At 59.0% G+C, this 23,906-nt stretch carries 22 protein-coding genes; all 22 read left to right on the top strand.

Features of this window, described 5'->3' with window-relative positions; genetic code table 11:
• Positions 1-886: 886 nt before the first annotated feature.
• The 22 genes from rfbF (at position 887) to F6R97_RS24020 (ending at position 23,786) form a co-directional block, all read left to right on the top strand.
• Positions 887-1,660 (top strand): glucose-1-phosphate cytidylyltransferase, encoded by a 774-nt coding sequence (gene rfbF, locus F6R97_RS23915; protein ID WP_038979552.1) that lies wholly within the window; start codon positions 887-889, stop codon positions 1,658-1,660.
• Positions 1,642-2,724, top strand: a complete 1,083-nt coding sequence (gene rfbG / locus F6R97_RS23920) for a CDP-glucose 4,6-dehydratase (RefSeq protein ID WP_048394270.1) — start codon at positions 1,642-1,644, stop codon at positions 2,722-2,724. Before rfbF ends, rfbG begins: the two co-directional genes overlap by 19 nt.
• Positions 2,721-3,281 carry a dTDP-4-dehydrorhamnose 3,5-epimerase family protein gene (locus tag F6R97_RS23925; RefSeq protein ID WP_038979554.1) on the top strand — a complete coding sequence of 187 codons (561 nt, stop codon included), beginning with the start codon at positions 2,721-2,723 and terminating at the stop codon, positions 3,279-3,281. Before rfbG ends, F6R97_RS23925 begins: the two co-directional genes overlap by 4 nt.
• Complete coding sequence (locus tag F6R97_RS23930; protein ID WP_038979555.1) at positions 3,278-4,504, top strand: class I SAM-dependent methyltransferase; 1,227 nt, start codon at positions 3,278-3,280, stop codon at positions 4,502-4,504. Before F6R97_RS23925 ends, F6R97_RS23930 begins: the two co-directional genes overlap by 4 nt.
• Positions 4,501-5,622 (top strand): DegT/DnrJ/EryC1/StrS family aminotransferase, encoded by a 1,122-nt coding sequence (locus F6R97_RS23935; protein ID WP_038979557.1) that lies wholly within the window; start codon positions 4,501-4,503, stop codon positions 5,620-5,622. Before F6R97_RS23930 ends, F6R97_RS23935 begins: the two co-directional genes overlap by 4 nt.
• Positions 5,619-6,284 (top strand): acetyltransferase, encoded by a 666-nt coding sequence (locus F6R97_RS23940; RefSeq protein WP_038979559.1) that lies wholly within the window; start codon positions 5,619-5,621, stop codon positions 6,282-6,284. Before F6R97_RS23935 ends, F6R97_RS23940 begins: the two co-directional genes overlap by 4 nt.
• A gap of 29 nt (positions 6,285-6,313) precedes the next feature.
• Positions 6,314-7,042 carry a cephalosporin hydroxylase family protein gene (locus F6R97_RS23945; RefSeq protein ID WP_038979560.1) on the top strand — a complete coding sequence of 243 codons (729 nt, stop codon included), beginning with the start codon at positions 6,314-6,316 and terminating at the stop codon, positions 7,040-7,042.
• Positions 7,043-7,096: 54 nt separating this feature from the next.
• Positions 7,097-10,030: a TIGR00180 family glycosyltransferase gene (locus F6R97_RS23950; RefSeq protein WP_050681388.1), complete on the top strand. Its 2,934-nt coding sequence runs from the start codon at positions 7,097-7,099 to the stop codon at positions 10,028-10,030.
• Between the two features lie 30 nt (positions 10,031-10,060).
• The gene (pseB, locus tag F6R97_RS23955; protein WP_048394278.1) at positions 10,061-11,062 is read left to right on the top strand and encodes a UDP-N-acetylglucosamine 4,6-dehydratase (inverting); all 1,002 of its coding nucleotides are present in this window, start codon (positions 10,061-10,063) and stop codon (positions 11,060-11,062) included.
• Complete coding sequence (gene pseC / locus F6R97_RS23960) at positions 11,059-12,222, top strand: UDP-4-amino-4,6-dideoxy-N-acetyl-beta-L-altrosamine transaminase (protein WP_315867201.1); 1,164 nt, start codon at positions 11,059-11,061, stop codon at positions 12,220-12,222. Before pseB ends, pseC begins: the two co-directional genes overlap by 4 nt.
• 6 nt (positions 12,223-12,228) lie before the next feature.
• Entirely contained in the window at positions 12,229-12,924 is a 696-nt protein-coding gene (gene pseF / locus F6R97_RS23965; protein ID WP_048394282.1) for a pseudaminic acid cytidylyltransferase, read from the top strand.
• Positions 12,921-14,420, top strand: a complete 1,500-nt coding sequence (gene pseG / locus F6R97_RS23970; protein ID WP_048394284.1) for a UDP-2,4-diacetamido-2,4,6-trideoxy-beta-L-altropyranose hydrolase — start codon at positions 12,921-12,923, stop codon at positions 14,418-14,420. Before pseF ends, pseG begins: the two co-directional genes overlap by 4 nt.
• Positions 14,417-15,469, top strand: coding sequence for a pseudaminic acid synthase (gene pseI, locus F6R97_RS23975; protein WP_038979566.1), 1,053 nt, complete (start codon positions 14,417-14,419; stop codon positions 15,467-15,469). The genes pseG and pseI overlap by 4 nt, the downstream gene beginning before the upstream one ends.
• Before the next feature lie 223 nt (positions 15,470-15,692).
• Positions 15,693-16,619, top strand: coding sequence for a ketoacyl-ACP synthase III (locus F6R97_RS23980; RefSeq protein ID WP_038979567.1), 927 nt, complete (start codon positions 15,693-15,695; stop codon positions 16,617-16,619).
• 96 nt (positions 16,620-16,715) lie between these two features.
• Positions 16,716-18,008, top strand: a complete 1,293-nt coding sequence (locus tag F6R97_RS23985; protein ID WP_315867202.1) for a motility associated factor glycosyltransferase family protein — start codon at positions 16,716-16,718, stop codon at positions 18,006-18,008.
• Complete coding sequence (locus tag F6R97_RS23990) at positions 18,005-18,274, top strand: hypothetical protein (RefSeq protein WP_038979569.1); 270 nt, start codon at positions 18,005-18,007, stop codon at positions 18,272-18,274. The genes F6R97_RS23985 and F6R97_RS23990 overlap by 4 nt, the downstream gene beginning before the upstream one ends.
• Before the next feature lie 253 nt (positions 18,275-18,527).
• Positions 18,528-19,379, top strand: a complete 852-nt coding sequence (locus F6R97_RS23995; RefSeq protein WP_038979570.1) for a flagellin domain-containing protein — start codon at positions 18,528-18,530, stop codon at positions 19,377-19,379.
• Between the two features lie 74 nt (positions 19,380-19,453).
• Positions 19,454-19,819, top strand: coding sequence for a flagellar protein FlaG (locus tag F6R97_RS24000; RefSeq protein WP_038979571.1), 366 nt, complete (start codon positions 19,454-19,456; stop codon positions 19,817-19,819).
• Between the two features lie 81 nt (positions 19,820-19,900).
• Entirely contained in the window at positions 19,901-21,307 is a 1,407-nt protein-coding gene (gene fliD / locus F6R97_RS24005; RefSeq protein ID WP_038979572.1) for a flagellar filament capping protein FliD, read from the top strand.
• 127 nt (positions 21,308-21,434) lie between these two features.
• Positions 21,435-21,830 (top strand): flagellar export chaperone FliS, encoded by a 396-nt coding sequence (fliS, locus tag F6R97_RS24010; protein ID WP_038979574.1) that lies wholly within the window; start codon positions 21,435-21,437, stop codon positions 21,828-21,830.
• A gap of 10 nt (positions 21,831-21,840) precedes the next feature.
• Positions 21,841-22,137, top strand: a complete 297-nt coding sequence (locus tag F6R97_RS24015; protein WP_038979575.1) for a hypothetical protein — start codon at positions 21,841-21,843, stop codon at positions 22,135-22,137.
• Positions 22,138-22,310: 173 nt separating this feature from the next.
• The gene (locus tag F6R97_RS24020; RefSeq protein WP_007894189.1) at positions 22,311-23,786 is read left to right on the top strand and encodes a sigma-54 dependent transcriptional regulator; all 1,476 of its coding nucleotides are present in this window, start codon (positions 22,311-22,313) and stop codon (positions 23,784-23,786) included.
• The last annotated feature ends 120 nt before the right edge of the window (positions 23,787-23,906 follow it).

Here is a 23,906-nt window from a genome sequence, read left to right on the forward strand (position 1 = left end):
CCGGATGCCAGCTATCGCATGGGGGATGAATTGCGGGAAGCGGTGCATCGGGATTTCATGTTGCGCGGGGATAATCTTCAGCATTGGCTTTGGGGCTGGTTGCCGGACTGATTTTGGTCTGTGTGCATATCCGTTTCTGCGGTAATGGCTTCTATTGGTTTCGCTTTTACAGCGAGTCACTTTCGAAAAGTGCGAAAGTAACCAAAGCGCTTCTGCCCCCGTCGTTCGGTGCCTCGCCCAGGCTCGGCATGCCCTCGCTCCGGTCCTGCTCCGTGGGGATGTACCCAGTCCAACTGTGGGAGCGGGCTTGCTCGCGAAGCTGTTGATCTTGCCGTTGCCGTGCTGTTGCTTCGGCTTTTGATCTTGAACTGCCGCCCCTTTCCCAGAGGCCGAACGCAGGCGTTGCGTAGGGGGCACCGCGGCAAGGATGCCGCGGTAGCCGCCCTCGGCCATGGATGGCCGATGGCGGCGGGCCCCCGGAGCAATGCCGGAGTGAGGGCATGCCGAGCCTGGGCGAGGCACCGAATGGAGGGGCAAAGCCTTTTGGTTCCTTTTCGGCGTTTGGAAAAGGGACTCGCTGTAAGAGCGAAACCGCCAGCGGCCGTGACCGCAGAAACGGATATGTACCCCAATCCCCAATCCCCAATCCCCAATCCCCAATCCCCGGTCACAGCAATCACCTCCCACCTCAATAAACCGCCAAACCCCCATCAGTCGCCCACCCCAAACAATTGGCTCACTTCCTGCAAGTCCCCCATATATCGCCATAAAACCTTCACCCCCAAAGGCGTGAAGGCCCCAGTGGCTGCGGGTAAATGATGTGCATCTGACGGTTCGCCGACCCTTGCGGGGGTGGCCAAACCGCGCGAAGAGCAAGAGGACAGCGATGAAGGCAGTAATTCTGGCGGGTGGTCTCGGTACGCGGATCAGCGAAGAGTCGCACCTCAAGCCCAAGCCGATGATCGAGATCGGCGGTAAGCCAATTCTTTGGCACATCATGAAACAGTACTCCGCTCACGGAATTCATGATTTCGTGATCTGCCTTGGCTACAAGGGGTATGCGATCAAGGACTTCTTCGCCAACTACTTCCTGCACACCTCTGACGTTACCTTCGACATGCGCAACAACCGCATGGACGTTCACCAGAATTACAGTGAGCCATGGCGCGTCACGCTGATCGACACCGGCGAAGAAACCATGACTGGCGGCCGTTTGCGGCGGGCCCGACGTTACATCGAAGACGAACAGGCATTCTGTTTTACCTACGGTGACGGTGTGTCAGACCTGAACATCGGTGCGCTAGTGGATTTCCATCTTCAACACGGAAAGCTGGCAACAGTCACGGCGGTGCAGCCGCCAGGTCGATATGGCTCACTGAATCGCGACGGCGACAGCGTGCTCGGTTTCACCGAAAAACCCCGTGGTGATGGTGGATGGATCAATGGCGGATTCTTTGTCCTGTCACCTGAGGTGTTGCCATTGATCGAGGGAGACGACACCTCGTGGGAGTCCGGTCCGCTTGATGGTCTTGCCGAGCGCGGTGAACTCATGGCATTCCAGCACGACGGTTTCTGGCAGCCAATGGACACCCTTCGCGACAAGAATCACCTTGAGGCTTTGTGGCAGAGCGGGGGGGCCCCATGGAAACAATGGGACTGAGCCCGGAATTCTGGCGCGGCAAGCGGGTTCTACTGACCGGCCACACCGGTTTCAAGGGCAGCTGGCTGACGTTGTGGCTGCAAAGCCTCGGTGCTGAGGTCAGCGGATTTTCGCTCGATCCATCCACCGAGCCGAGCCTGTTCGAACTGGCGCGGGTGGCCGAGGGCATCAACGATCAGCGCGGCGACCTGCGTGACCTGGGCGCGTTGCTGGAACTGATCGCCGATGTGCAGCCGGAAATCGTCCTGCACCTGGCGGCCCAACCGCTGGTGCGTGAAGGCTATCGCGACCCGCTGGGAACTTACTCCAGTAACGTCATGGGCACCCTCAATCTGCTCGAAGCGATCCGCCAGGTCGGCGGCGTGCGCGCCTGCGTGCTGGTGACCACCGACAAGGTTTATGCGAACAAGGAATGGCTGTGGCCATATCGCGAAGACGAAGCCCTCGGCGGCCATGATCCTTACAGCAGCAGCAAGGCTTGCTGTGAATTGTTGGCGCAGTCTTATGCAGCGTCGTTTTTCCCGGCTGACAAGTACGCCGAACACGGTCTGGCGTTGGCCACCGCGCGTGCAGGCAACGTGTTGGGTGGTGGCGACTTCGCGCCGGAGCGTTTGATTCCTGACGTGCTCAAGGCCTGGTCCGCAGACGAGCCCGTGACCCTGCGCTACCCGCAAGCCGTGCGCCCGTGGCAGCACGCGCTTGAGCCTTTGGCGGGGTATCTGCAACTGGCCGCCGGTCTCTATGAACAAGGCCCAGGATTCGCCGGCGCATGGAACTTCGGCCCGAGCGAAGCGGACATGTGCAGCGTCGGCGAAGTCGTCGAGCTGCTCGCCAGCCGCTGGCCACAAGCGCGCGGCTTGCGCATCGAACCGAGTGATTTGCATGAGGCTGGTCTGCTGCGCCTGGACAGCAGCCGCGCCCGTCAACTGTTGGCCTGGCAACCGCGCTGGTCGTTGCAGCAGTGCCTGACACAGACCCTCGATTGGCACCTGGCGTGGCAGAACGGCGATGACATGCGTGAAGTCACCCTGGGCCAGTTGAACCTGTACCGAGGCGCGCTGTGAGCGAATTTCTATTGAAAGCCTTGCCGCTGGCCGGTCTGTTCAGCGTGCAGCACAAACGCGTCGAAGATGATCGCGGGCACTTCGCGCGGCTGTTCTGCGAAGGCAGCCTGAGCGCCTTCGGCCAGCCGTTTCATATTCGTCAGATCAACCATTCCTGCACACGTTTACGGGGCAGTGTGCGCGGTCTGCATTATCAAAATTCCAATGCACCGGAAGCCAAGTTGATTACCTGCCTGCGCGGCGAGGTCTGGGATGTGGCGGTGGACTTGCGCCCCGACTCCGAAACCTTTCTGCACTGGCATGCCGAACACCTGCGGGCCGGCGACGGTCGCAGTCTGCTGATCCCGGCCGGGTTCGCCCATGGCTTCCAGACCCTTACCGACGACGCCGAATTGCTCTACCTGCACAGCGCCGATTACACGCCTGCGCATGAGGGCGGTTTGAGCGTGAACGATCCACGGTTGGCCATCGCCTGGCCGTTGTCTGTCAATAATCTGTCGGCGCGGGATTCCAGCCATCCCTTGCTCGATGAACACTTCGCTGGAGTGCGTGTATGAATTGCCGTGGTTGCGGTACTCCTCTGGCTTTGCCGCTGATCGACCTGGGCACCTCGCCGCCGTCCAACGCCTACGTGCGCGCCGATCAACTTGAGCAAGCCGAACAATGGGTGCCACTGAAAGTTGCGGTGTGTCAGCAGTGCTGGCTGGTGCAAACAGAGGATTACACCCGCGCCGACAGCCTGTTCGACGCCGAGTACGCCTATTTCAGTTCGTTCTCCAGCACCTGGCTGGCCCATGCCGAGCGCTATGTGGCAGAAATGGTCGAGCGCTTCGGCCTGACCGCCGACAGCCGTGTGGTGGAAATCGCCGCCAATGACGGTTACCTGTTGCAGTACGTTGCCGGGCGCGGCATCCCTTGCCTGGGCGTTGAACCGACCCGCAGCACCGCGAAAGCGGCGCGGGAAAAAGGCCTCGAAATTCGCGAACTGTTCTTCGGTCGCGACACCGCCTCGCAGCTGAACAGCCAAGGCTGGGCCGCCGACCTGATGGCCGCCAACAACGTGTTGGCCCACGTCCCGGACATCAATGATTTCCTCGGTGGTTTTGCCTCCTTGCTCAAGCCGACCGGTGTGGCGACGTTCGAGTTTCCACAACTGCTGACGCTGATGGCCGGGCAGCAGTTCGACACGCTGTATCACGAGCATTATTCCTACCTGTCCCTGACCGCCGTGCAGAACTTGTGCGAGCGCAATGGCCTGGAGGTGTTCGATGTCAGCCAGCTGACTACTCACGGCGGATCGCTGCGGGTCTTCGTCCAGCGTGTCGACGGTGTTCGCCGTGAGGTGCAGCCAGCCGTTCAGCAGCAGTTGCAGGCCGAACTTGCAGCGGGGGTGAAAACGCCCGAGTACTACGCGACCCTGGCGCCCGCTGCCGAACGCATCAAGCACGAACTGCTGCGCTTTCTGTTGCAGGCCAAGGCCGACGGCAAGCGCGTGGTTGGTTATGGCGCGGCGGCCAAAGGCAACACGTTGCTCAACTATGCCGGGGTCAAACCGGACCTGCTGGCCTGGGTCGCCGACGCCAATCCGCACAAGCAGGGCAAGTACTTGCCGGGTAGCCGAATCCCGGTGGTTTCGCCCGACCGCATCGATATTGAAAAACCCGACTACATCCTGGTTTTACCCTGGAACCTATTGACTGAAATCACCCAACAATTCGCCTCGGTCAACGCGTGGGGAGCACGGTTTGTGGTCGCCGTTCCGGAGTTGAGCATTCAATGAGCAGAATTCATTACACCAAGCCGAGCGTCGGTGAGCTGGAAGCCCGGTATGCCCTGGACGCCGTTCAGAATGGTTGGGGCGCCCGTTGCTACGAATATCTGACACGCTTCGAGCATGGTTTTGCCGAGCATCTTGGCGCAACGTATGCCATCGCGACCTCCAGCTGTACCGGTGCGTTGCACATGGGGATGGCGGCGCTGGACATCGGTGCGGGCGATGAGGTGATCCTGGGCAACACCAACTGGATCGCATCGGCGGCTCCCATTACCTACCTGGGCGCCACGCCGGTATTTGTCGACGTCCTGGCGGATAGCTGGTGCCTGGACCCGGAGCAGGTCAGAGGTGCAATTACTCCGCGAACCAAAGCCATTCTCGCGGTGCATCTCTACGGCAATCTGTGTGACATGGACGCCTTGCTGGCGATCGGTCGCGAACACAATATCCCGGTGATCGAAGACGCCGCTGAAGCCATCGGCTCGCAGTGGCGCGGCAAGGCTGCCGGTTCTCTAGGCGCATTTGGTGCATTTTCGTTTCATGGCACCAAGACCATGACCACCGGTGAGGGCGGGATTTTCGTCACCTCGGACAAAACCTTGTACGAGCGAGTTCTGACCTTGTCCAACCACGGGCGGGTCGCTGGAAGTACAAAGCAATTCTGGCCGGAGTTCATCGGCTACAAATACAAGATGAGCAACCTGCAGGCTGCCGTCGGTTGCGCCCAGGTCGAGCGTATCGATGAGCTCATCTGTCGCAAACGCGAGATCTTCGCCAATTACGCTCGCGCCCTGACACTACTGCCGGGTGTTTCCCTGAACCCTGAGCCTGCGCACTCGCGTAACGGCTACTGGATGCCAACGGTGGTGTTCGACGCTGAGACCGGAATTCACCGCGACGAGTTGATCGCCGCCTTCCAGGCTGCCGATATCGACGCCCGGGTGTTCTTCTGGCCATTGTCGTCGTTGCCGATGTTCAACGAATACGTTGTCGACACGCCGGTGGCTTTCGCCTTGCCAGAGCGCGCGTTCAACCTGCCGAGTTACCACGACATGACCGACGCCGATCAACAACGGGTGGTCGATGTTGTGCGCACCCTGCTCGCAAAAAGGCAGCTGTTGTGAAGGTCTATTTGCTGGGCGCGGCCAACCCGGAAGCGGTGCGCATGCTCCAGGCGGTGAAGCGCAGCACGCCGAATGTCGAATTCGCATTTCTGGACAACGACCCGAGCAAGCAGGGCACGCTGTTTTATGGGGTACCGGTGATCGGCGGTTCGGATCGTGTGAGCGAACTCAAAGGTCCTGAGGTGCGCTTCGTGAACCTGATCACCGGCAGCACCCGGCTGCGTTACGAGACCACCCGCCAACTGGTCGAGGCCGGCGCCACCCTGGGCCAGTTCGTTCACCCGGGTATCGACCTGACCATGATTCGCATGGGGCAGGGCAGTTATCTGCAGGAAGGGGTGCTCATGCAGGCCGAAGTGACCCTGGGTGACAACACCAGCATCAGCGCCGGCAGTGTGGTGGGGCATGAAGGGCAGATCGGCCACTCGGTTTTCATGGCGCCAGGGGTGTGTATCGCCGGTTGCGTGGAAATCGGCGACGGGACCTTTATCGGTACCAACGCCACCATCCTGCCGCGCCTGCGTATCGGTCGTTGGGTCACCATCGGCGCTGGTGCCGTCGTCACCAAAGATGTTCCGGATTATTCGGTCGTGGTGGGCAATCCCGCCAGGATCATCAAGACCAACACGGTGCCTTACCCCGACGGTAGGGTGTTCAAGTAAGCCGTTTCCCTATTTTTTGGAGAGTTGCAATGAATCCCCATGAGCAGTTTCGTGAAGAAGTAAAAGGCAACATCGAAGGCCTGAAGCAAGACAAGGCGCTGCAGACCGAGTCGCTGGGCTGGGTAAGCACCACGGCCAAACACAAGTACACCTACAACTTCAGCTGGATGGGGCGGCCGATTATTCAGTTCCCCCAGGACATGGTCGCCATGCAGGAAATTATCTGGGACTTGCGCCCGGACGTGATCGTGGAAACCGGTATCGCCCACGGCGGGTCGCTGGTGTTCTACGCCTCGATGCTGGAGCTGATCGGCCATGGTGAAGTACTGGGTGTCGACATCGATATTCGCCAGCACAACCGTGAAGCGATCGAAGCCCATCCGATGAGCAAACGAATCCAGATGATCCAGGGGTCGAGCATCGACGCCGCGATCGTCGATCAGGTGCGCGAGCGCATTCAGGGCAAAAAAGTGTTGGTGGTACTGGACTCCAATCACACGCATGAACACGTGCTGGAAGAGTTGCGTCTGTATGCACCGATGGTTTCGGTCGGCAGCTACTGCGTGGTCATGGACACCGTGGTCGAAGACATGCCTGAAGATGCCTTCCTGGACCGTCCGTGGGGCAAGGGTGACAACCCGAAAACCGCCGTGTGGGCTTACCTGGAAGAAAACCGGGATTTCGAGATCGACCAGGCGATTCACAGCAAGCTACTGATCACCGTCGCGCCGGATGGCTATCTGCGTCGGGTACGTTAAGCGACAACTTCATTTAAGTATTCATCAGGCAATAGGTTTGTGGTGAGGAAGGATATGCAAGGTATTTATGGTTCTGAAAACATGGCGCCCCTGAGTGAACTGTTCACTGTGGTGCTGCTTACGCACAATCGTCCGGCGTATCTGCGCAGGGCATTGCAGTTCTACAGTACGCTGCCTTGCAAGATTCTGGTCCTTGATTCGTCAGCCGTTGCTCTGGACGGCGCGGCGGCGGTTGGGGACACCATCGACTATCGGCATTTGCCACAGTTCGGCTACTGGGGCATCCAGTCCAAGCTGATATTCGGTGTTGAAGAGGTCACCACGCCGTACATGGTTTTTGCTGCCGACGATGACTTCCTGATTCATGACGCGCTGATCGCATCGGTCGAGTTTCTGCATGCCAACCCCGACTATGGCTTGTGCCATGGTTACGGGATGATGTACCTGGCCCGTGCCACCGAAGTGAACTACTATCGCCGCGACCAACGGGTGCAAGAGGATTACAACTCGCAGCAGCCTGAAGATCGGGTCATGGAATTCCTGGGCCAGTTTCTGCCGCCATTCTATGCGGTGACCCGCACTGACTTGCTGCAACAGTGGTACAGGCTGCTGCCTCCCGACACCAGTTTCGAGTGGCAGGAAATCGGCCATGCGTTCTACCTGCTGGCGTGTGCCAAAGCGCGGATCCTGCCGATTCCGTTCGCTGTGCGTGAGGCGAACTATGGCGGTTCGGAGCACAACACCAACGTGTTGACCGTACTGACGTACAAAGATGCGAAAACCGTCGCCGACCGTGAGCAGTTTGCGCAATTCCTGGCTTCGATCCCGACGCAATTGAGCGACAAGGATCCGGCACAGATCAAACAAATTGCTCTGGACAGTTTTACCGCCATGGCCGACTGCCTGATCCAAGGTCGCTCGCTTAAAGGCACCATGATCTTCAATTCGGTTTGGGGCGAGGCGGGGTGTGAGCCGGTTCGCATGTTCGGTCCCGAGCAGTTCGTCGAAATGCCGTTCTACAACAAACCGATGTTCGATCTGCTGACCGAATTTGAGTTTCTGTTGCACGCAATGCCGGCCGGTCGCCTGCAATTGCAGGAACTCGAAGGCATCCTGCTCAAGCAACACGAGCTGATGCAAATTCAGCCTAACGACAACGACCGCACCATTCGCGCTCGCTTGTGGGAGGCATTGAGTCTTAACCCGTTCAGCCGGTCGGTGGTCAAGCGCTTGATCGAGTCACTCGAAGACACTGAGGAACAGGACGAGAAGCTCAAGCTTCAAGCATGGGTCGAGCGTCTGGATTCGGTCTGTGGGCAGGATGATGACCGAACATTGCTTCAGAAGATGCCGTCCGGGCGTTTGCTCGACTGGCTCGAAACGCGCAATCCCGATGCCGCTCAACGTTCAGCTATCTCCACGCATCTGGCCAAGCACAATGGCGGCCCGCAATTCGGCATTCTGTTGCTGGATCTGGAGGCAGACATGTTCAAGTTGCAGGCGACCTTCGACAGCCTGGTCAACGGCCACTGCAAGGCGTTCAAACTGGTGGTGTTCACCACCGGCGATTTGCCGGCAACCACCTCGCCGCGTGACACCGTGCATTTCGTCAAAGTGACCGCGACCAATTACATCGAACGTATCAACCAGAGTGTCGCCCAGTCCACCGCCGACTGGCTGGTGCTGGCCGAGGCCGGAGATCAATTCACCGCCAGCGGCCTGCTGCGCGCCAGCCTCGAGTTGATGGGCGCAGAAGGCGTGCGCGCCGTGGCCATGGATGAAATCCAGCGTCAGGAAAACGGCTCCCTGAGCGATGTGTTCCGTCCGGGCGTCAACCTTGATCTGCTGCAAACCGTACCGTCGCTGATGGCCCGGCATTGGTTGATTCAGCGTGACGTTCTGGCTGACGCCGGTGGTTACTCGACTGAATACGCATCTGCACTGGAATTCGACTTGCTGCTGCGCCTGATTGAAGACGGCGGGCTGGGTGGCTTGGCGCATCTGGCCGAGCCGCTGCTGATCTGCAGCGCGCCATCCTCCGAGGAAAATCCTCATGAACGTCAGACTTTGACCCGTCACCTCAGGGAGCGCGGCTATCGCGCTCAGGTCAGTTCCGAGCTGGCGCAAACCTGGCAGATCGACTACCAGCACGCCGAACGGCCGAAGGTGTCGATCATCCTGCACAGCCAGGATAATCTGGAAACGCTGCAAAGCGCCGTGGTCAGCGTGTTGCAACGCACCCGTTATCAGCAGCACGAAATTCTGATTGCCGATAACCACAGCCAATCCGAAGAACTGGCGACCTGGTTGGCCAGCCTGGAAGGCAAGGGCGACCGCCTGCGCGTCTTGCGTTCCGGCGAGCGTCTGAGCGCTTCGGCGCTGCATAACTTTGCGGTGCGCGAAGCCAAGGGTGCCTATGTGGTGTTGATGTCGGCCGACGCCGTCGTGGTCAACTCCAACTGGCTCGATAGTTTGCTCAATCAGGCCCAGCGTCCGGAAGTCGGGATTGTTGGTGCCAAGCTGATGGACATCAGTGGATTCACCACGCAAGCCGGCCTGGTACTGGGCTTCAACGGTGTGGTGGGCTCGGTGTTTATCGATGAGCGCAAGGATGCCAAAGGCTACATGAACGGTCACCAGGTCGAGCAGAACTATTCGGCGGTGTCCGGCGCTTGCATGATGGTGCGCAAGGACCTTTACGAAGCCGTCGGCGGACTGGACGAAGAGCACTTCGACGAAGCTTTCGGCGATATCGATCTGTGCCTGAAAGCCGCCGATGCCGGTTACCTGATTGTCTGGTGCCCTCAGGCGCAGGTGTTGCACCCAGGCCTGCTACCCGACGCACCGCAGACTGCCGCGGCCCTGCAAGACAAGTGGCAAGCGCGCTTTGCGTACGATTCGGCCTACAACCAGAACCTGGCCTTGACCGGTAAGGGCTTTACTCTCAGCGAACCGACCCGTGTGAACTGGGCGCAGTTGCTCGCATAAGCCTGGCTGACAGGTAAAAGGACTCAAGGCATGTTCAACGGTAAATCGATTTTCATCTCCGGCGGCACCGGCTCGTTCGGGCGCAACTTCATCCGCCGGCTGCTGGAGCAATACCAGCCCAAGCGTGTGGTGGTGTTTTCCCGCGATGAGCTCAAGCAGTACGAGATGCAGCAGACGTTCAACGCGCCGTGCATGCGTTACTTCATTGGTGATGTGCGCGATGCCGATCGTTTGCGCCAGGCCATGCGCGGTATCGATTACGTGGTGCATGCCGCAGCCCTGAAACAAGTGCCGGCGGCGGAATACAACCCCACCGAATGCATTCGTACCAACGTCAACGGCGCGGAAAACATCATTGCCGCCGCCATCGATAACGGCGTGAAAAAAGTCGTCGCGCTGTCCACCGACAAGGCCGCCAGCCCGATCAACCTGTACGGCGCAACCAAGTTGCTGTCGGACAAACTGTTCGTGGCCGCCAACAACATTGCTGGCGAACAGCAGACCCGTTTTGCTGTGGTGCGCTACGGCAACGTCGCAGGCTCGCGCGGTTCGGTGGTGCCGTTCTTCAGCAAACTGATTGCCGAGGGCGCCAAAGAGTTGCCGATCACTGATGAGCGCATGACCCGATTCTGGATCACCCTCGATCACGGTGTGAAGTTTGTGCTCGACAGCTTCGCCCGCATGCACGGCGGTGAAGTGTTTGTGCCGAAGATCCCGTCGATTCGTATCGTCGATCTGGCGCAGGGCATGGCTGAGCATTTGCCGCATAAAAACGTCGGTATTCGTCCAGGGGAAAAGCTTCATGAACTGATGGTGCCGCTGGATGACGCGCGCATGACCCTGGAATTCGATGATCACTACACCATTCAGCCGTCGATTCGTTTCACCAGCGTCGACGTGGATTTTGCCGTCGACAAACTGGGTGAGCAGGGCAGGCCGGTGAGCGAAGATTTCGAGTACCGCTCCGACACCAACCCGCACTTCCTGTCGGTCGGCCAGATTGCTGACCTGCACGCGGAGCTGTCGGCATGATTCCCTACGGTCGGCAAAGCCTCGATCAGGAAGACATCGACGCGGTGGTTGCCGTGTTGCAGTCCGACTGGCTGACGCAAGGGCCGACCATCGAACGTTTCGAACAGGCCATGGCTGAGCGCTGCCAGGCCGATTTCGCGGTGGCGGTGTGCAATGCCACGGCGGCGTTGCACATCGCGTGTCTGGCGGCGGGACTCGGGCCAGGCGATCGATTGTGGACCACGCCGAACACCTTTCTGGCCTCGGCCAACTGCGGTCGCTACTGCGGCGCCGAGGTCGATTTCGTCGACATCGATCCGCTGACCTGGAACCTCGACGCCGACACCTTGGCGTCGAAGCTTGAGATTGCCGAGCGCGACGGCAAACTGCCGAAAGTGCTGGTGGCGGTGGCGTTCTCCGGGCAGAGCTGCGATATGCGCATGATCGCCGAGCTGGCCGAGCGCTATGGTTTCACCGTGATCGAGGATGCCTCCCATGCGGTCGGGGCGTCCTATGCCGGGCGACCGGTAGGGTGCGGCGAATTCGCGGCAATGACGGTGTTCAGTTTTCACCCGGTGAAGATCATCACCAGCGCCGAAGGCGGCATGGTGCTGACCAATCGCCCGGAACTGGCCGAGCGCTTGCAGCGCCTGCGTAGCCACGGCATGACCCGTGACCCTGCGCAGATGACTGAACCCAGTCACGGCCCCTGGTACTACCAGCAAGTGGAACTGGGCTTCAATTACCGGATCACCGACTTGCAAGCGGCCCTCGGTCTGTCACAGCTGAACAAGCTCGATGGTTTTATCGAACGTCGGCGTGAGCTGGCGGCGCGTTATGAGCGGTTGCTGGCGTACTTGCCGCTGACCTTGCCCAGCGCGCAGCCGGAGGCCGAGTCGGCGTGGCATCTGTACGTGGTGCGCTTGCAGACGGAGCGGATCAACCTCAGCCATCGACAGGTGTTCGAAGGCTTGCGAGCGGCTGGTGTCGGTGTGAACTTGCACTATATTCCACTGCACTTGCAGCCGTACTATCGCGACCGGGGTTTTGCCGAGGGTGATTTCCCCCAGGCCGAACGTTATTACGCCGAGGCCATCAGCCTGCCGCTGTTTCCTCTGCTGAGTGATGAACAACAGGATTATGTGGTCGAGCAATTACGACGACTGATCCTTGAGGAGTAGTGACTCTTGAGCTGCGTTGCGATCATTCCGGCCCGCGGGGGCAGCAAGCGAATCCCGCGCAAGAACCTCAAGCCATTCGATGGCGTGCCGATGATCGTCCGTTCGATTCGCACGGCGCTGGAGTCGAATCTGTTCGACCAGGTGATCGTCAGCACCGACGATGAAGAGATCGCCGAGGTCGCACGGGCCGGTGGGGCTCAAGTGCCGTTCATGCGGCCTGCGGCGCTTGCCGACGATTTCACCGGGACCGCCGCGGTGATCGTGCATGCCTTGAAGCAATTGCCGCCGTTCGACTATGCGTGCTGCGTCTACGCGACGGCGCCCCTGTTGCAGGCGCATTATCTGCGTCAGGGGCATGAATTGCTGGTGCAGCATCCGGACAAGTCTTTTGCGTTTTCAGTCACCGGTTTTGGCTTCCCGGTACAACGGGCCTTGACCCTCGACGAGCAGGGCGCCTTGACCTCGCTCTACCCGGAATTTCGCGAGACCCGTTCCCAGGACTTGCCCGAAGCTTTTCAAGATGCCGGTCAGTTCTATTGGGGGCGCAGCGAGGCCTGGTTGCGTGGCGATGTACTGTTCTCGCCGGCAAGCCTGCCGGTGATTCTGCCGCGGCACCTGGTGCAGGACATCGACACGCTTGAGGACTGGACGCGTGCCGAATACCTTTACGCCGCCTTGAAGGCCGGTGGTGAGTTGCAATGAGAGTGCTGATCCGCGTCGACGCGTCGTCGCTCATCGGCATTGGCCATATCGCCCGTTGCCTGACCCTGGCCAAGGTATTGCGCAAGCAGGGTGCGCACGTTGCTTTTGCGTGTCGCCTGTTGCCGGGGCATCGGCTGGACAGGCTGCGGGCCGACGGCTTCGAGACCTTCGCGCTGCCGGAGCGCTACCCCGGTGAAGACCCGCAGCAGGCCATCGAGTCGATGCTGCCGTGGGAGGCGGATATTGCGGCGCTGGGGCAAGCTTTGGAAAGTCATCCGGCTTTCGACTGGATCATCGCCGACCACTATGGTCTCGATCATCACTGGCAGACCGCCGCGCGCCGCTGGGCTCCAAGAATCGCGGCGGTGGACGATTTGGCCACTCGGCAATACAGCGTCGATCTGCTGCTCAATCAAAATCTGTCGGGCACGCCAGAGGCTTATGCCTCACTGCTGACGCCCGATTGCCAGACCTTGCTCGGCCCACGTTTTGCGATGCTGCGCGATGAGTTCTGTTGCCCGGCGATCGAGGTCAAGCCTCGAGCCAGGCGAGTACTGGTGAACTTCGGCGGCTTCGATGCGGCCATGCAGACCCACCACGCGATGTTGGCGTTGGCGGATTTCCATGATCTCGAGATCGATTTCGTGGCAGGTGCCGACAATCCTGCCTGGGAGCAGATGCAGAGTTTGGCGGAGTATCGTCCGAACTGGCGCCTGCACAGTTTTGTCTGCGACTTCTACCGGTTGATGAGCGAGGTCGACCTGTTCATCGGTGCCGGTGGCGGTACCAGTTGGGAGCGGGCGGCCATGGGGTTGCCGACGATCTGCATTGCGGTCTCGAATAACCAGCAGGCCAATGGCGAGGTCATGGCAGCCTCGGGGGCTCATGTGTTTATGGGGAATCGCGAGCAGGTCAGCGTCGAGCAGTTGCGCCAGGCCATCGGTTTTATCGTGGGCAATCAGGGGATTCGTCAGAGTCTGGCCGAACGTTCGCGGCAATTGGTCGATGGCCGTGGGGCGCAGCGGGTGGCGGCAGCGCTGGCGGGGGCGGTGTTGCAGGTTCGTCAGGCCACTCAGGACGATGCGCAATTGTTGTTCGACGGGCGCAATGCCGAGGCGGTACGGCGCTGGTCGCTGGACACGCACGTCATCGACTGGCAACGGCATCAGGCCTGGCTGGCCGCGAGCCTGAGCAACCCGCAGCGGTTGCTGTTGATCGCCGAGGCGGATGATGGCCCGGTCGGTGTGCTGCGTTATGACCTCGACGATGCTCGGGCCGAAGTCTCGATTTATCTGTTCGAAGGCCGATTTGGCCTGGGCTGGGGCAGGGCGCTGCTGGCGCGGGGCGAAGCCTTCGTCACGGCTCATTGGCCGTCACTGCAAGCCATCACCGCTCAGGTGCTGCCGGCCAACCAGGCGTCGCTGAAAGTTTTCCGTGAGGCAGGTTTCACTCAGAGTGCTTGTTCGTTCACACGCGTTTTAAAGGATCACCCATGACCAGCTTCAAGATCGGCAACCGCTCGATCGGTGCCGATGCGCCGCCGTTCATCATTGCCGAAATGAGCGGCAACCATAACCAGTCGCTGGACATGGCGCTGCAAATCGTCGAAGCCGCGGCCAAGGCCGGCGCGCACGCCTTGAAGCTGCAAACCTATACCGCCGAGACCATGACCCTGGACCTGTCCGAAGGCGAGTTCTTCATCAAGGACCCCAACAGCCTGTGGGCCGGTTCGTCGCTATACGCGCTGTACGAGAAGGCCCATACGCCGTGGGAATGGCACGCGCCGATCTTCGCCCGGGCCAAAGAGCTGGGCATGCTGGCGTTCTCCACACCGTTCGATGACACGGCGGTGGACTTCCTCGAAAGCCTGGACGTGCCGGCCTACAAGATCGCCAGTTTCGAGAACACCGATCTGCCGTTGATCCGGCGAGTCGCCGCCACCGGCAAGCCGCTGATCATCTCCACCGGCATGGCCAGCATCGCCGAGCTCGATGAAACCGTGCGCGCCGCCCGTGGGGCCGGTTGCAAGGACCTGGTGTTGCTCAAGTGCACCAGCACCTACCCGGCGACGCCAGCCAACAGTAATGTGCGCACCATCCCTCATCTGCGCGAGTTATTTGGCTGTGAAGTCGGTTTGTCCGATCATTCGATGGGCGTCGGCGTGTCCGTCGCCGCGGTAGCGCTGGGGGCGACGGTGGTGGAAAAACACTTCACCCTTGACCGTGCCGCCGGTGGCGTGGACGCCAGTTTCTCCTTGGAACCAGCCGAACTCGCCAGCCTGGTGATCGAAACCGAACGCGCCTGGCAGGCGATGGGCCAGGTGCATTACGGCGTGACCGAGGCCGAGCGCAAGTCGCTGGTATACCGCCGTTCGCTGTACGTCACTCAGGACATGGCCGCCGGTGAGCCTTTCACCGTCGCCAATCTGCGGGCCATCCGTCCTGGCCTGGGGCTGGCCCCCAAACACGCTGAAACCCTTCTGGGCCGCCGCGCCCGCCAAGCCATCAAGCGCGGGACGCCGCTGGACTGGTCGCTGGTCGAATAACCCCTTGCGGGGCTGATTCGGCAAAATAGCGTGACCTGCGAGTCATAACGCGCATCTTCACTGTATTGTATAAAAAGGGAAGATGGCGCCTGGACTGTTTTTAGCCCAGTGATGGCCTTTTATTCTTCCCGCCCCGTTGAGGGCGACGTTACTTGTTGTTTGTCGGCGCCCCTCGAATCCTTGCGAGCGGTGGTATTGGGCTGTTTATTATTGGGAAGCCGTAATGATTGGCATAAAGAGCATTGCGAGCTACGTTCCTGTAGCCGGCGTGGACAATTACGCACAAGGTGCAAAATTCGAAAAGGATGAAGAATTCATCCTGGGCAAAATCGGTTCGGCCTTCCTGCCGCGCAAAGATGCAGGGCAAGAAACTTCGGACCTGTGTGTCGAAGCAGTCAACGCGCTGTTCGCCAACAATCCCGAATTGAAGCGTGAAGCCATCGACGTGCTGATCGTCGTTACCCAGAATGGTGACGAAGAAGGTCTGCCGCACACCGCCGCCATTGTTCAGGACAAACTGGGCCTGCCCACGACCGTGGCTGCGTTCGATATTTCCCTGGGCTGCTCCGGTTACGTCTACGGCATCTACGCCATCAAGGGTTTCATGGAAGCTGCTGGCCTGAAGAATGGCTTGCTGGTGACCGCTGATCCGTACTCCAAGATCGTCGACCCGGAAGACCGCAACACCACCATGCTCTTCGGCGATGCCGCCACTGCCACCTGGATGGGCGAAGATGCACCATGGCAGCTGGGCAAGGCCAAGTTCGGCACTGACGGTTCCGGCGCGCCGCACCTGAAGGTTTCCGACGGGGTGTTCTTCATGAACGGCCGTCAGGTCTTCAACTTCGCGCTGCTCAAAGTGCCAGCGCATTTGCACGAGCTGCTGGGCGACTCCGGCCTGACGGCTGACGATATCGACGCCTTCTGCATTCACCAGGGCAGCGCGGCAATTGTCGACGCCGTGGCGCGGCGTTTCGAGGGCGAGCCTGAGAAGTTCATCAAGGACATGGTCGAGACCGGTAATACCGTGTCGTCGAGCATTCCGCTGCTGCTGGAAAAACACGTGCTGGACTCGAAGTGGAAGCGCGTGGCGCTGAGTGGTTTCGGTGTTGGTTTGTCTTGGGGGTCGGCGATCATTTATCGCCCTTGAATCTCGGCTCTTTAGTCAAAGAAAGCCAGGCAAAAAAAAGCGTTCAAGGTGTAACCTTGAACGCTATTTTTTTGCCCGAATGAAAAGCGAGGCTCCATGAGCGAGTTCTTTGAGCGCAACGTCGAGGTCATCCAGCAACGCTGGCCGGCGTTGGCTGTGCGCTTGCTGGTTGAAGACGCGAGCCTGTTGCAGGCCGATCTGGTCGAAGGCCTGGGCTCGACGTTGAGCATCAATGGCATCCAGCTGACCAGTCGTCATGACTGCACCCGCGAAGCCAGGCTTCAAGCCGACAGCCTGCCCATCGACAGCCCGGTGGTGCATGCCTACGGCACCGGGCTTGGCGATCTGCAGATAGAGCTACTGCAGCGCGCCGGGCTTGAGCGTTTATACGTACATATCCTCAACGGCGCGGTGTTTGCGCTGGTGCTGCAACTGCTCGATCAACAGCAGTGGCTCAGCGATCCGCGAGTCGAGCTGTTGTATGCCGGCGATCTGACGGAAATAAAGCTGCCGTATTTCGCCTTGCCGTCGGAACTGGTCCTGGCCGATGACTTCAATGCGAAGATCCGCGATCGCTTGATCAGCGAAACTCACCTGACCTTCAATAATCGCGAGTTCGACCCGCAGTCGCCCGAGATTATAGAGTGCTTACAGGCCAGTCTTTCTCGGGTGCAGACCGATCATGACGTGGCCGAGTTGTTCGGCTCCCGCCCGGGTCGGGAGGTGTTTGTCATCGCCACCGGTCCAAGCCTGGAACAGCATTTCGACACTTTGCGCGCGATTCGCAATCAAGCTGAGCGGCCGTTGTTCATCTGCGTCGATACAGCCTATCGCCCGTTGCTCGCGCACGGCATCCGCCCCGACGTGGTGGTCAGCATTGACCAGCGGATCTCGGCCCGGCACCTGCCGCCTGAAGGCACGACCGACATCACGCTGGTGTACATGCCGATGCTCGATCCGCTGGTGCTCGAGGCTTGGCAGGGGCCGCGATATGCCGGTTACTCCGCCAGCCCGATCTACCAGCAATTGCGTGCGCAATTACCCAGGGGAGAGCTGTATGTCGGCGGCAGCGTGATTCATCCAGCGGCAGACCTGGCGGTAAAAATGGGCGCAGCGCAGATCACGTTGTTCGGTGCCGACTTCGCCTTCCCCGGCGACAAGACTCACGCGGGTTGGAACGATGGCGATCTGGGGCCGCAACTGGGGGCCGCCAAACACTGGGTGCTCGATGGTCATGGCCAGCGGATCAAAACCCAGCTCAATTTCCGCAGCTACCTGTGTGAGCTGGAGCGCTTTATCGCGGGCCATCCTCAGGTGCGCTTCTATAACAGTAGTCGGGCAGGGGCGATGATCGCCGGCACGGTTTTTCATCCGGAGTTTGCGTCATGAGCGGGTTTGAGTCCTTCGTCGTCGACGCGCAGCAATGCGCTGCACTGTTCCGTCTGGGGCGTGATGTAGAAGCCGGGCTGGCAATGATCGAGCTGATAGGTGCGCTGCACCCGAGGCTGGATTCGACGCCGCACGAGTCTCAACAGCAGTGGGCATTTCTGCTCGGCGAAATGTTCGCGTGTCAGGAGGCGCAGAACTGGCTCGCCTTGGCGGATTATCTGGAATATGAACTGGTCGAGATACTGACCGCCAGCCTGTCCGTTTAAGCAATTTCCCTTCTGCCGGTGCAGGCGAGCCCTCGCCAATCTGTCACCGGCATTCCCCTGGCGTCATTTTTTCGCTATTGGAGCGCCGCCAAACCCTTGATTTACGGGGGGTGGCAACGTGATGGCAAATATTTTTGATAATCCCCTAAAGCAAGTTGCATTGCCGACGATAACTATTACGAAGGTTCTCTAGGCCATACCCGGCGGTTGCCAGGGCCGGAAGCCGCAGTACCCAACCAACGAGGAATTCGTCATGGCTTTAACCGTAAACACCAACGTCACATCGTTGAGCGTTCAGAAGAACCTGAACCGCTCTTCCGACGCTCTGTCGACTTCGATGACCCGTCTGTCTTCCGGCCTGAAAATCAACAGCGCCAAAGACGACGCCGCCGGCCTGCAGATCACTACCCGTATGACCTCGCAAATCCGCGGTCAGAACATGGCGATCAAAAACGCCAACGACGGTATCTCGATCGCTCAGACCGCTGAAGGCGCGATGCAGGAATCGACCAACATTCTGCAACGTATGCGTGAATTGGCCGTACAAGCTCGAAACGACTCAAACGGTACTCAGGACCGTGTCGCTCTGAACAAAGAATTCGCGGCAATGTCGGACGAGCTGACGCGTATCGCCAACTCGACCAACCTGAACGGCAAGAACCTGATGGACGGTACCGCTGGCACCATGACCTTCCAGGTCGGTTCCAACACCGGTTCGGCTAACCAGATCACTCTGACCCTGTCCAGCAGCTTCGGCGCTGCAACCCTGTCCGTTGACTCGGCTACCACGCAGATCACTGGTAACAACTCGGCTACTGCTCAAGCTTCGTTCTCCGCTGCCCTGACCCGTATCGACGCTGCTCTGCAGACCATCAACACCGCCCGTGCTGACCTCGGTGCTGCACAAAACCGTCTGACCAGCACCATCTCCAACCTGCAGAACATCAACGAAAACGCTGAAGCTGCTCGTGGTCGCGTACAAGACACCGACTTCGCTGCTGAAACTGCCCAGCTGACCAAGCAACAAACTCTGCAACAAGCTTCTACCGCAATTCTGGCTCAGGCCAACCAACTGCCATCCGCTGTACTGAAACTGCTTCAGTAATAGCTGATTGAGTGTTGGCGAGGGGTGTGCGCTGGTCGCACCCTCTCGCTTTTTTACTTTTAGAGGTAATGGACATGGATATGAGCGTGAAGCTGAACTTGTCTTATCCGGCGGCCAGGCACGCGACTACGGTTGCCGACCAGCCTGCGGAAAAGCCTCGAGCGGAGCCCGCGCAAGTGGTCGACGTCAAGGAAGTGCGCAAGACCGAACAATCTGAACAGGACAAGCTGAAAATGGCTGTCCAGGAAATTGAAAAGTTCGTTCAGTCGGTAAAGCGTAACCTGGAGTTCTCGATTGATGAGCCTTCAGGCAAGGTTGTTGTGAAAGTCATTGCCAGTGAGTCGGGTGAAGTGGTCCGCCAGATCCCCAACGAAGAAGTCCTGAAACTGGCTAATAGTTTGAATGATGCAAGCAGCTTGTTGTTCAGCGCTAAAGCCTGACGCTGGCACGAATTTTGTTGCTATGTTCTTTTGGGCGTTGTAGTGGTCAAAAGGCCGGCGACACACTGAAGGGAGTTTCACATGGCAAGTCCAATTCTACCGGGCACGGGTTTAGGCTCCGGCCTTGATACCGGTGCTATCGTCAAAGCCTTGGTGAACGCTGACAAAGCAGCCAAGCAAGGCCAGATCGACCGTGGAACCACCACCAACAGGGCGAGCATTTCCGGGATTGGTACCTTGAAGTCGCTGTTGGCCACGTTCCAGAAAGCACTCACCGATCTGGGCAGCACGACAACCCCACAGTTCACGGGTTTTTCTGCTACGTCCTCCGATGTAAAAATACTGACGGCTACCTCCAGCAACACGGCTGTGTCCGGAACCTATTCCGTCGACGTGACCAAGCTGGCCACCTCGTCGAAAGTGGCTTCCGAAGCGTTTGCCGGCGGTGTGACCAGTGCTATCCCTTCGGGCACGCTGACCATCACCCAGAACGGCACCAGCTACCCTGTCACTGTAGGTGCGGGCGCCACGTTGCAATCGGTACGTGACTCGATCAACACCCAATACCAGGCCAGTGGCCTGAGCGCCAACATCGTGACCGACAGTTTCGGTTCGCGTCTGGTGCTGGGCTCCACCACCACCGGTGCCGGCTCCGACATCTCCGCCAGTGGTATTGCCGGTCTGGTAATCGACGGGTCGACCCCGATGGCCGCCGTGCCGACCGCCACCTCTTCAGGTGCTATCGGTGGCTTGGCCCAGGATGCCGAGTTCACAGTCGATGGCCTGGCAATGACCAGCAAGTCAAATACCCTCGATCAAACGATCTCCGGGCTGACCTTGAAGCTGGTTACCACCGGCAAGTCTACCGTCACCGTAGCGTCCAACAACGATGGTTTGAAGGCATCGATCCAGAAGTTTGTCGACGCGTACAACGCCGTCGCCAACGCTGTGACTTCCTTGACCAAGCCGTCCCTGGACGACGATGGCAAGCCGACCGTCCCTGCTGCGCTGACCGGCGACCCGTTGCCACGTTCGCTTCTGGCTGCCATACGGGGTCCATTGTCCCAGGCCGGTGCTGGCGACAAGCTGACCGTGCTCTCGCAGTTGGGGATCACGACTGACCAGAAAACCGGTGCACTGAACTTTGACTCCACCAAGTTCACCGCGGCGATGAACGACAAGAAGCTCGGCGGCGAGGTTCAGACCCTGTTTACCGGTACCAATGGTCTGATTGAGCGCATGAATAATGTGATCAAGCCATACACCGATACGGGCGGTATTCTTGATACTCGCAACACCAACCTGAATACCACCAAGACCAGGCTGGCCGCCGACCAAGAAGCCCTGGACCGTCGGGTCGAGACCCTGACCGCTGTACTGACCAAAAAGTACAACGACATGGATACACTCGTTGGTAAATTGAAAGCGACAGCCAGCAACATCACCTCGATGTTTGAGGCCATGGCTGCGCAGCAGAAGAACTCGTAATACTCATAACGCCAAAAGCCCGGCAGCGTTTTCACGCTCCGGGCTTTTTGTTTTTTGAATCTAAAGTTTTTTGACGCGTCGTCGATACACTGGTTATACGAACCACAGATTTTTGATGAGGTACAACATGAATCCAATGTTAGCCCTTCGCCAATACCAGAAGATTGGCGCCCAGGCGCAAACTTCCGAAGCCAGCCCGCATCGTCTGGTGCAGATGTTGATGGAAGGCTGCCTGGATCGTATCGCCCAGGCCAAAGGCGCAATGGAGCGTAAAGACATTCCGAACAAAGGTGTTCTGATCGGCAAGGCCATCGGCATCATTGGTGGTTTACGTGAAGGTCTGGACCTTGAGAACTCTGTCGAAACCGTCGGTGAGCTGGACAGCCTGTACAGCTACATGATGAAGCGTTTGGCTGAGGCCAATATCAAGACCGATCCAGCCATTCTCGACGAAGTCTCTGATTTGCTCCGAACAGTCAAAGACGGTTGGGATGCCATCGCCGCGCCAGGTCCGCAGTTTTAAGGAGATCACCATGAGTCTTGTATTGCAGCGAATCGAACAAACCCGTGAGGCTCTGGTCGATGCATTGGCCGAGCGCAACTGGGAAGCCATCGGTGAATTGGACCTGGCTTGCCGTTCCTGCATGGAAGACGTCTTGAGTGAAGCTTCGGTGGACGAGGTCGCGTTGCGCGATAACCTTGAGGAGTTGCTGAGAGTCTATAAGCAGCTTCTGGAGGCGGCGACGGGGGAGAGGCAAGCGATAGTCGACGAGATGTCGCAGATCCACCAAGCACAGAGCGCGGCAAAGGTTTACCATCTGTTTGGTTAGTTAACCCCTCAGTTAATCCAAACATAGTGCGCCATAAATTTGACTGTGCACGGTTTTTTGACTTAACTAGTGGCTGGTTCCAGATTTCAGGCGTCTACAGGCATAACGTGTCTGCAAGCGTCTAGCTTGCCCCTCATTTTGGGCATTGAGTTGACTAGGGAAGTTGCTATTGCATGTGGCGTGAAACCAAAATTCTGCTGATTGATGACGATAGCGTCCGCCGCCGCGATTTGGCGGTGATTTTAAATTTTCTTGGCGAAGAAAATTTACCCTGTGGCAGCCATGACTGGCAGCAGGCGGTCGGCTCTCTGTCATCAAGTCGTGAAGTAATCTGTGTCCTCATCGGGACGGTAAATGCTCCTGGTGCACTTTTGGGCCTGTTAAAGACACTCTCAACCTGGGATGAGTTCCTTCCAGTTTTGTTAATGGGTGATAATTCTTCCATTGACTTACCAGAAGACCAGCGTCGCCGAGTGCTTTCGACCCTCGAAATGCCACCCAGCTACAGCAAATTGCTCGATTCGCTGCACCGTGCCCAGGTCTATCGCGAGATGTATGACCAGGCCCGTGAGCGCGGTCGTCACCGTGAACCCAATCTTTTCCGCAGCCTCGTCGGCACCAGTCGGGCGATTCAGCACGTCCGTCAGATGATGCAGCAAGTCGCCGACACCGACGCCAGCGTGCTGATCCTCGGCGAATCCGGGACCGGCAAGGAAGTGGTCGCGCGTAATCTGCACTACCATTCCAAGCGTCGTGACGCGCCGTTCGTTCCGGTCAATTGCGGGGCGATCCCGGCCGAGTTGCTGGAAAGCGAATTGTTCGGCCACGAGAAGGGCGCCTTCACCGGGGCGATCACCAGTCGTGCCGGGCGTTTCGAGCTGGCCAATGGCGGTACCTTGTTCCTCGACGAAATCGGCGACATGCCGCTGCCGATGCAGGTCAAGCTGCTGCGCGTCTTGCAGGAGCGCACGTTCGAGCGCGTGGGTAGCAACAAGACCCAAAGCGTCGATGTGCGGATCATTGCGGCGACCCACAAGAATCTCGAAAGCATGATCGAGATCGGCACTTTCCGCGAAGACCTCTACTATCGCTTGAACGTGTTCCCGATCGAGATGGCGCCATTGCGCGAACGCGTCGAAGACATCCCGCTGCTGATGAACGAGTTGATCTCGCGCATGGAGCACGAGAAACGCGGTTCGATCCGTTTCAATTCGGCGGCGATCATGTCGCTGTGCCGTCACGGCTGGCCGGGCAACGTTCGCGAGCTTGCCAACCTGGTGGAGCGCATGGCGATCATGCATCCGTACGGCGTGATCGGCGTGGTCGAGTTGCCGAAGAAATTCCGCTACGTCGATGACGAAGACGAGCAATTGGTCGACAGCCTGCGCAGCGATCTTGAAGAGCGAGTGGCCATCAATGGTCATACCCCGGACTTCACCGCCAATGCCCTGCTGCCTCCGGAAGGCCTGGACCTGAAGGACTACCTTGGCGGTCTGGAACAAGGGCTGATTCAGCAGGCGCTGGATGATGCCAATGGCATCGTGGCGCGCGCGGCAGAACGGCTGCGGATTCGTCGTACCACGCTGGTGGAGAAGATGCGCAAGTACGGCATGAGCCGTCGTGACGGTGATGAACAGGCGGATGATTGACGCCTGTTTTTCAACTCCTTCATTTATAGGCGTTTTTTTTTAGGCACGGGTATTGCTACATCCCTCGCAACGTTCCGTTTAACTGACGGTCAGCCACGCGAGAGAGCACGATGCCCCCAG

It is taken from the genome of Pseudomonas sp. JV414, from assembly GCF_032424305.1.
In the GTDB taxonomy this organism is placed as follows: Bacteria; Pseudomonadota; Gammaproteobacteria; order Pseudomonadales; family Pseudomonadaceae; genus Aquipseudomonas; species Aquipseudomonas lini.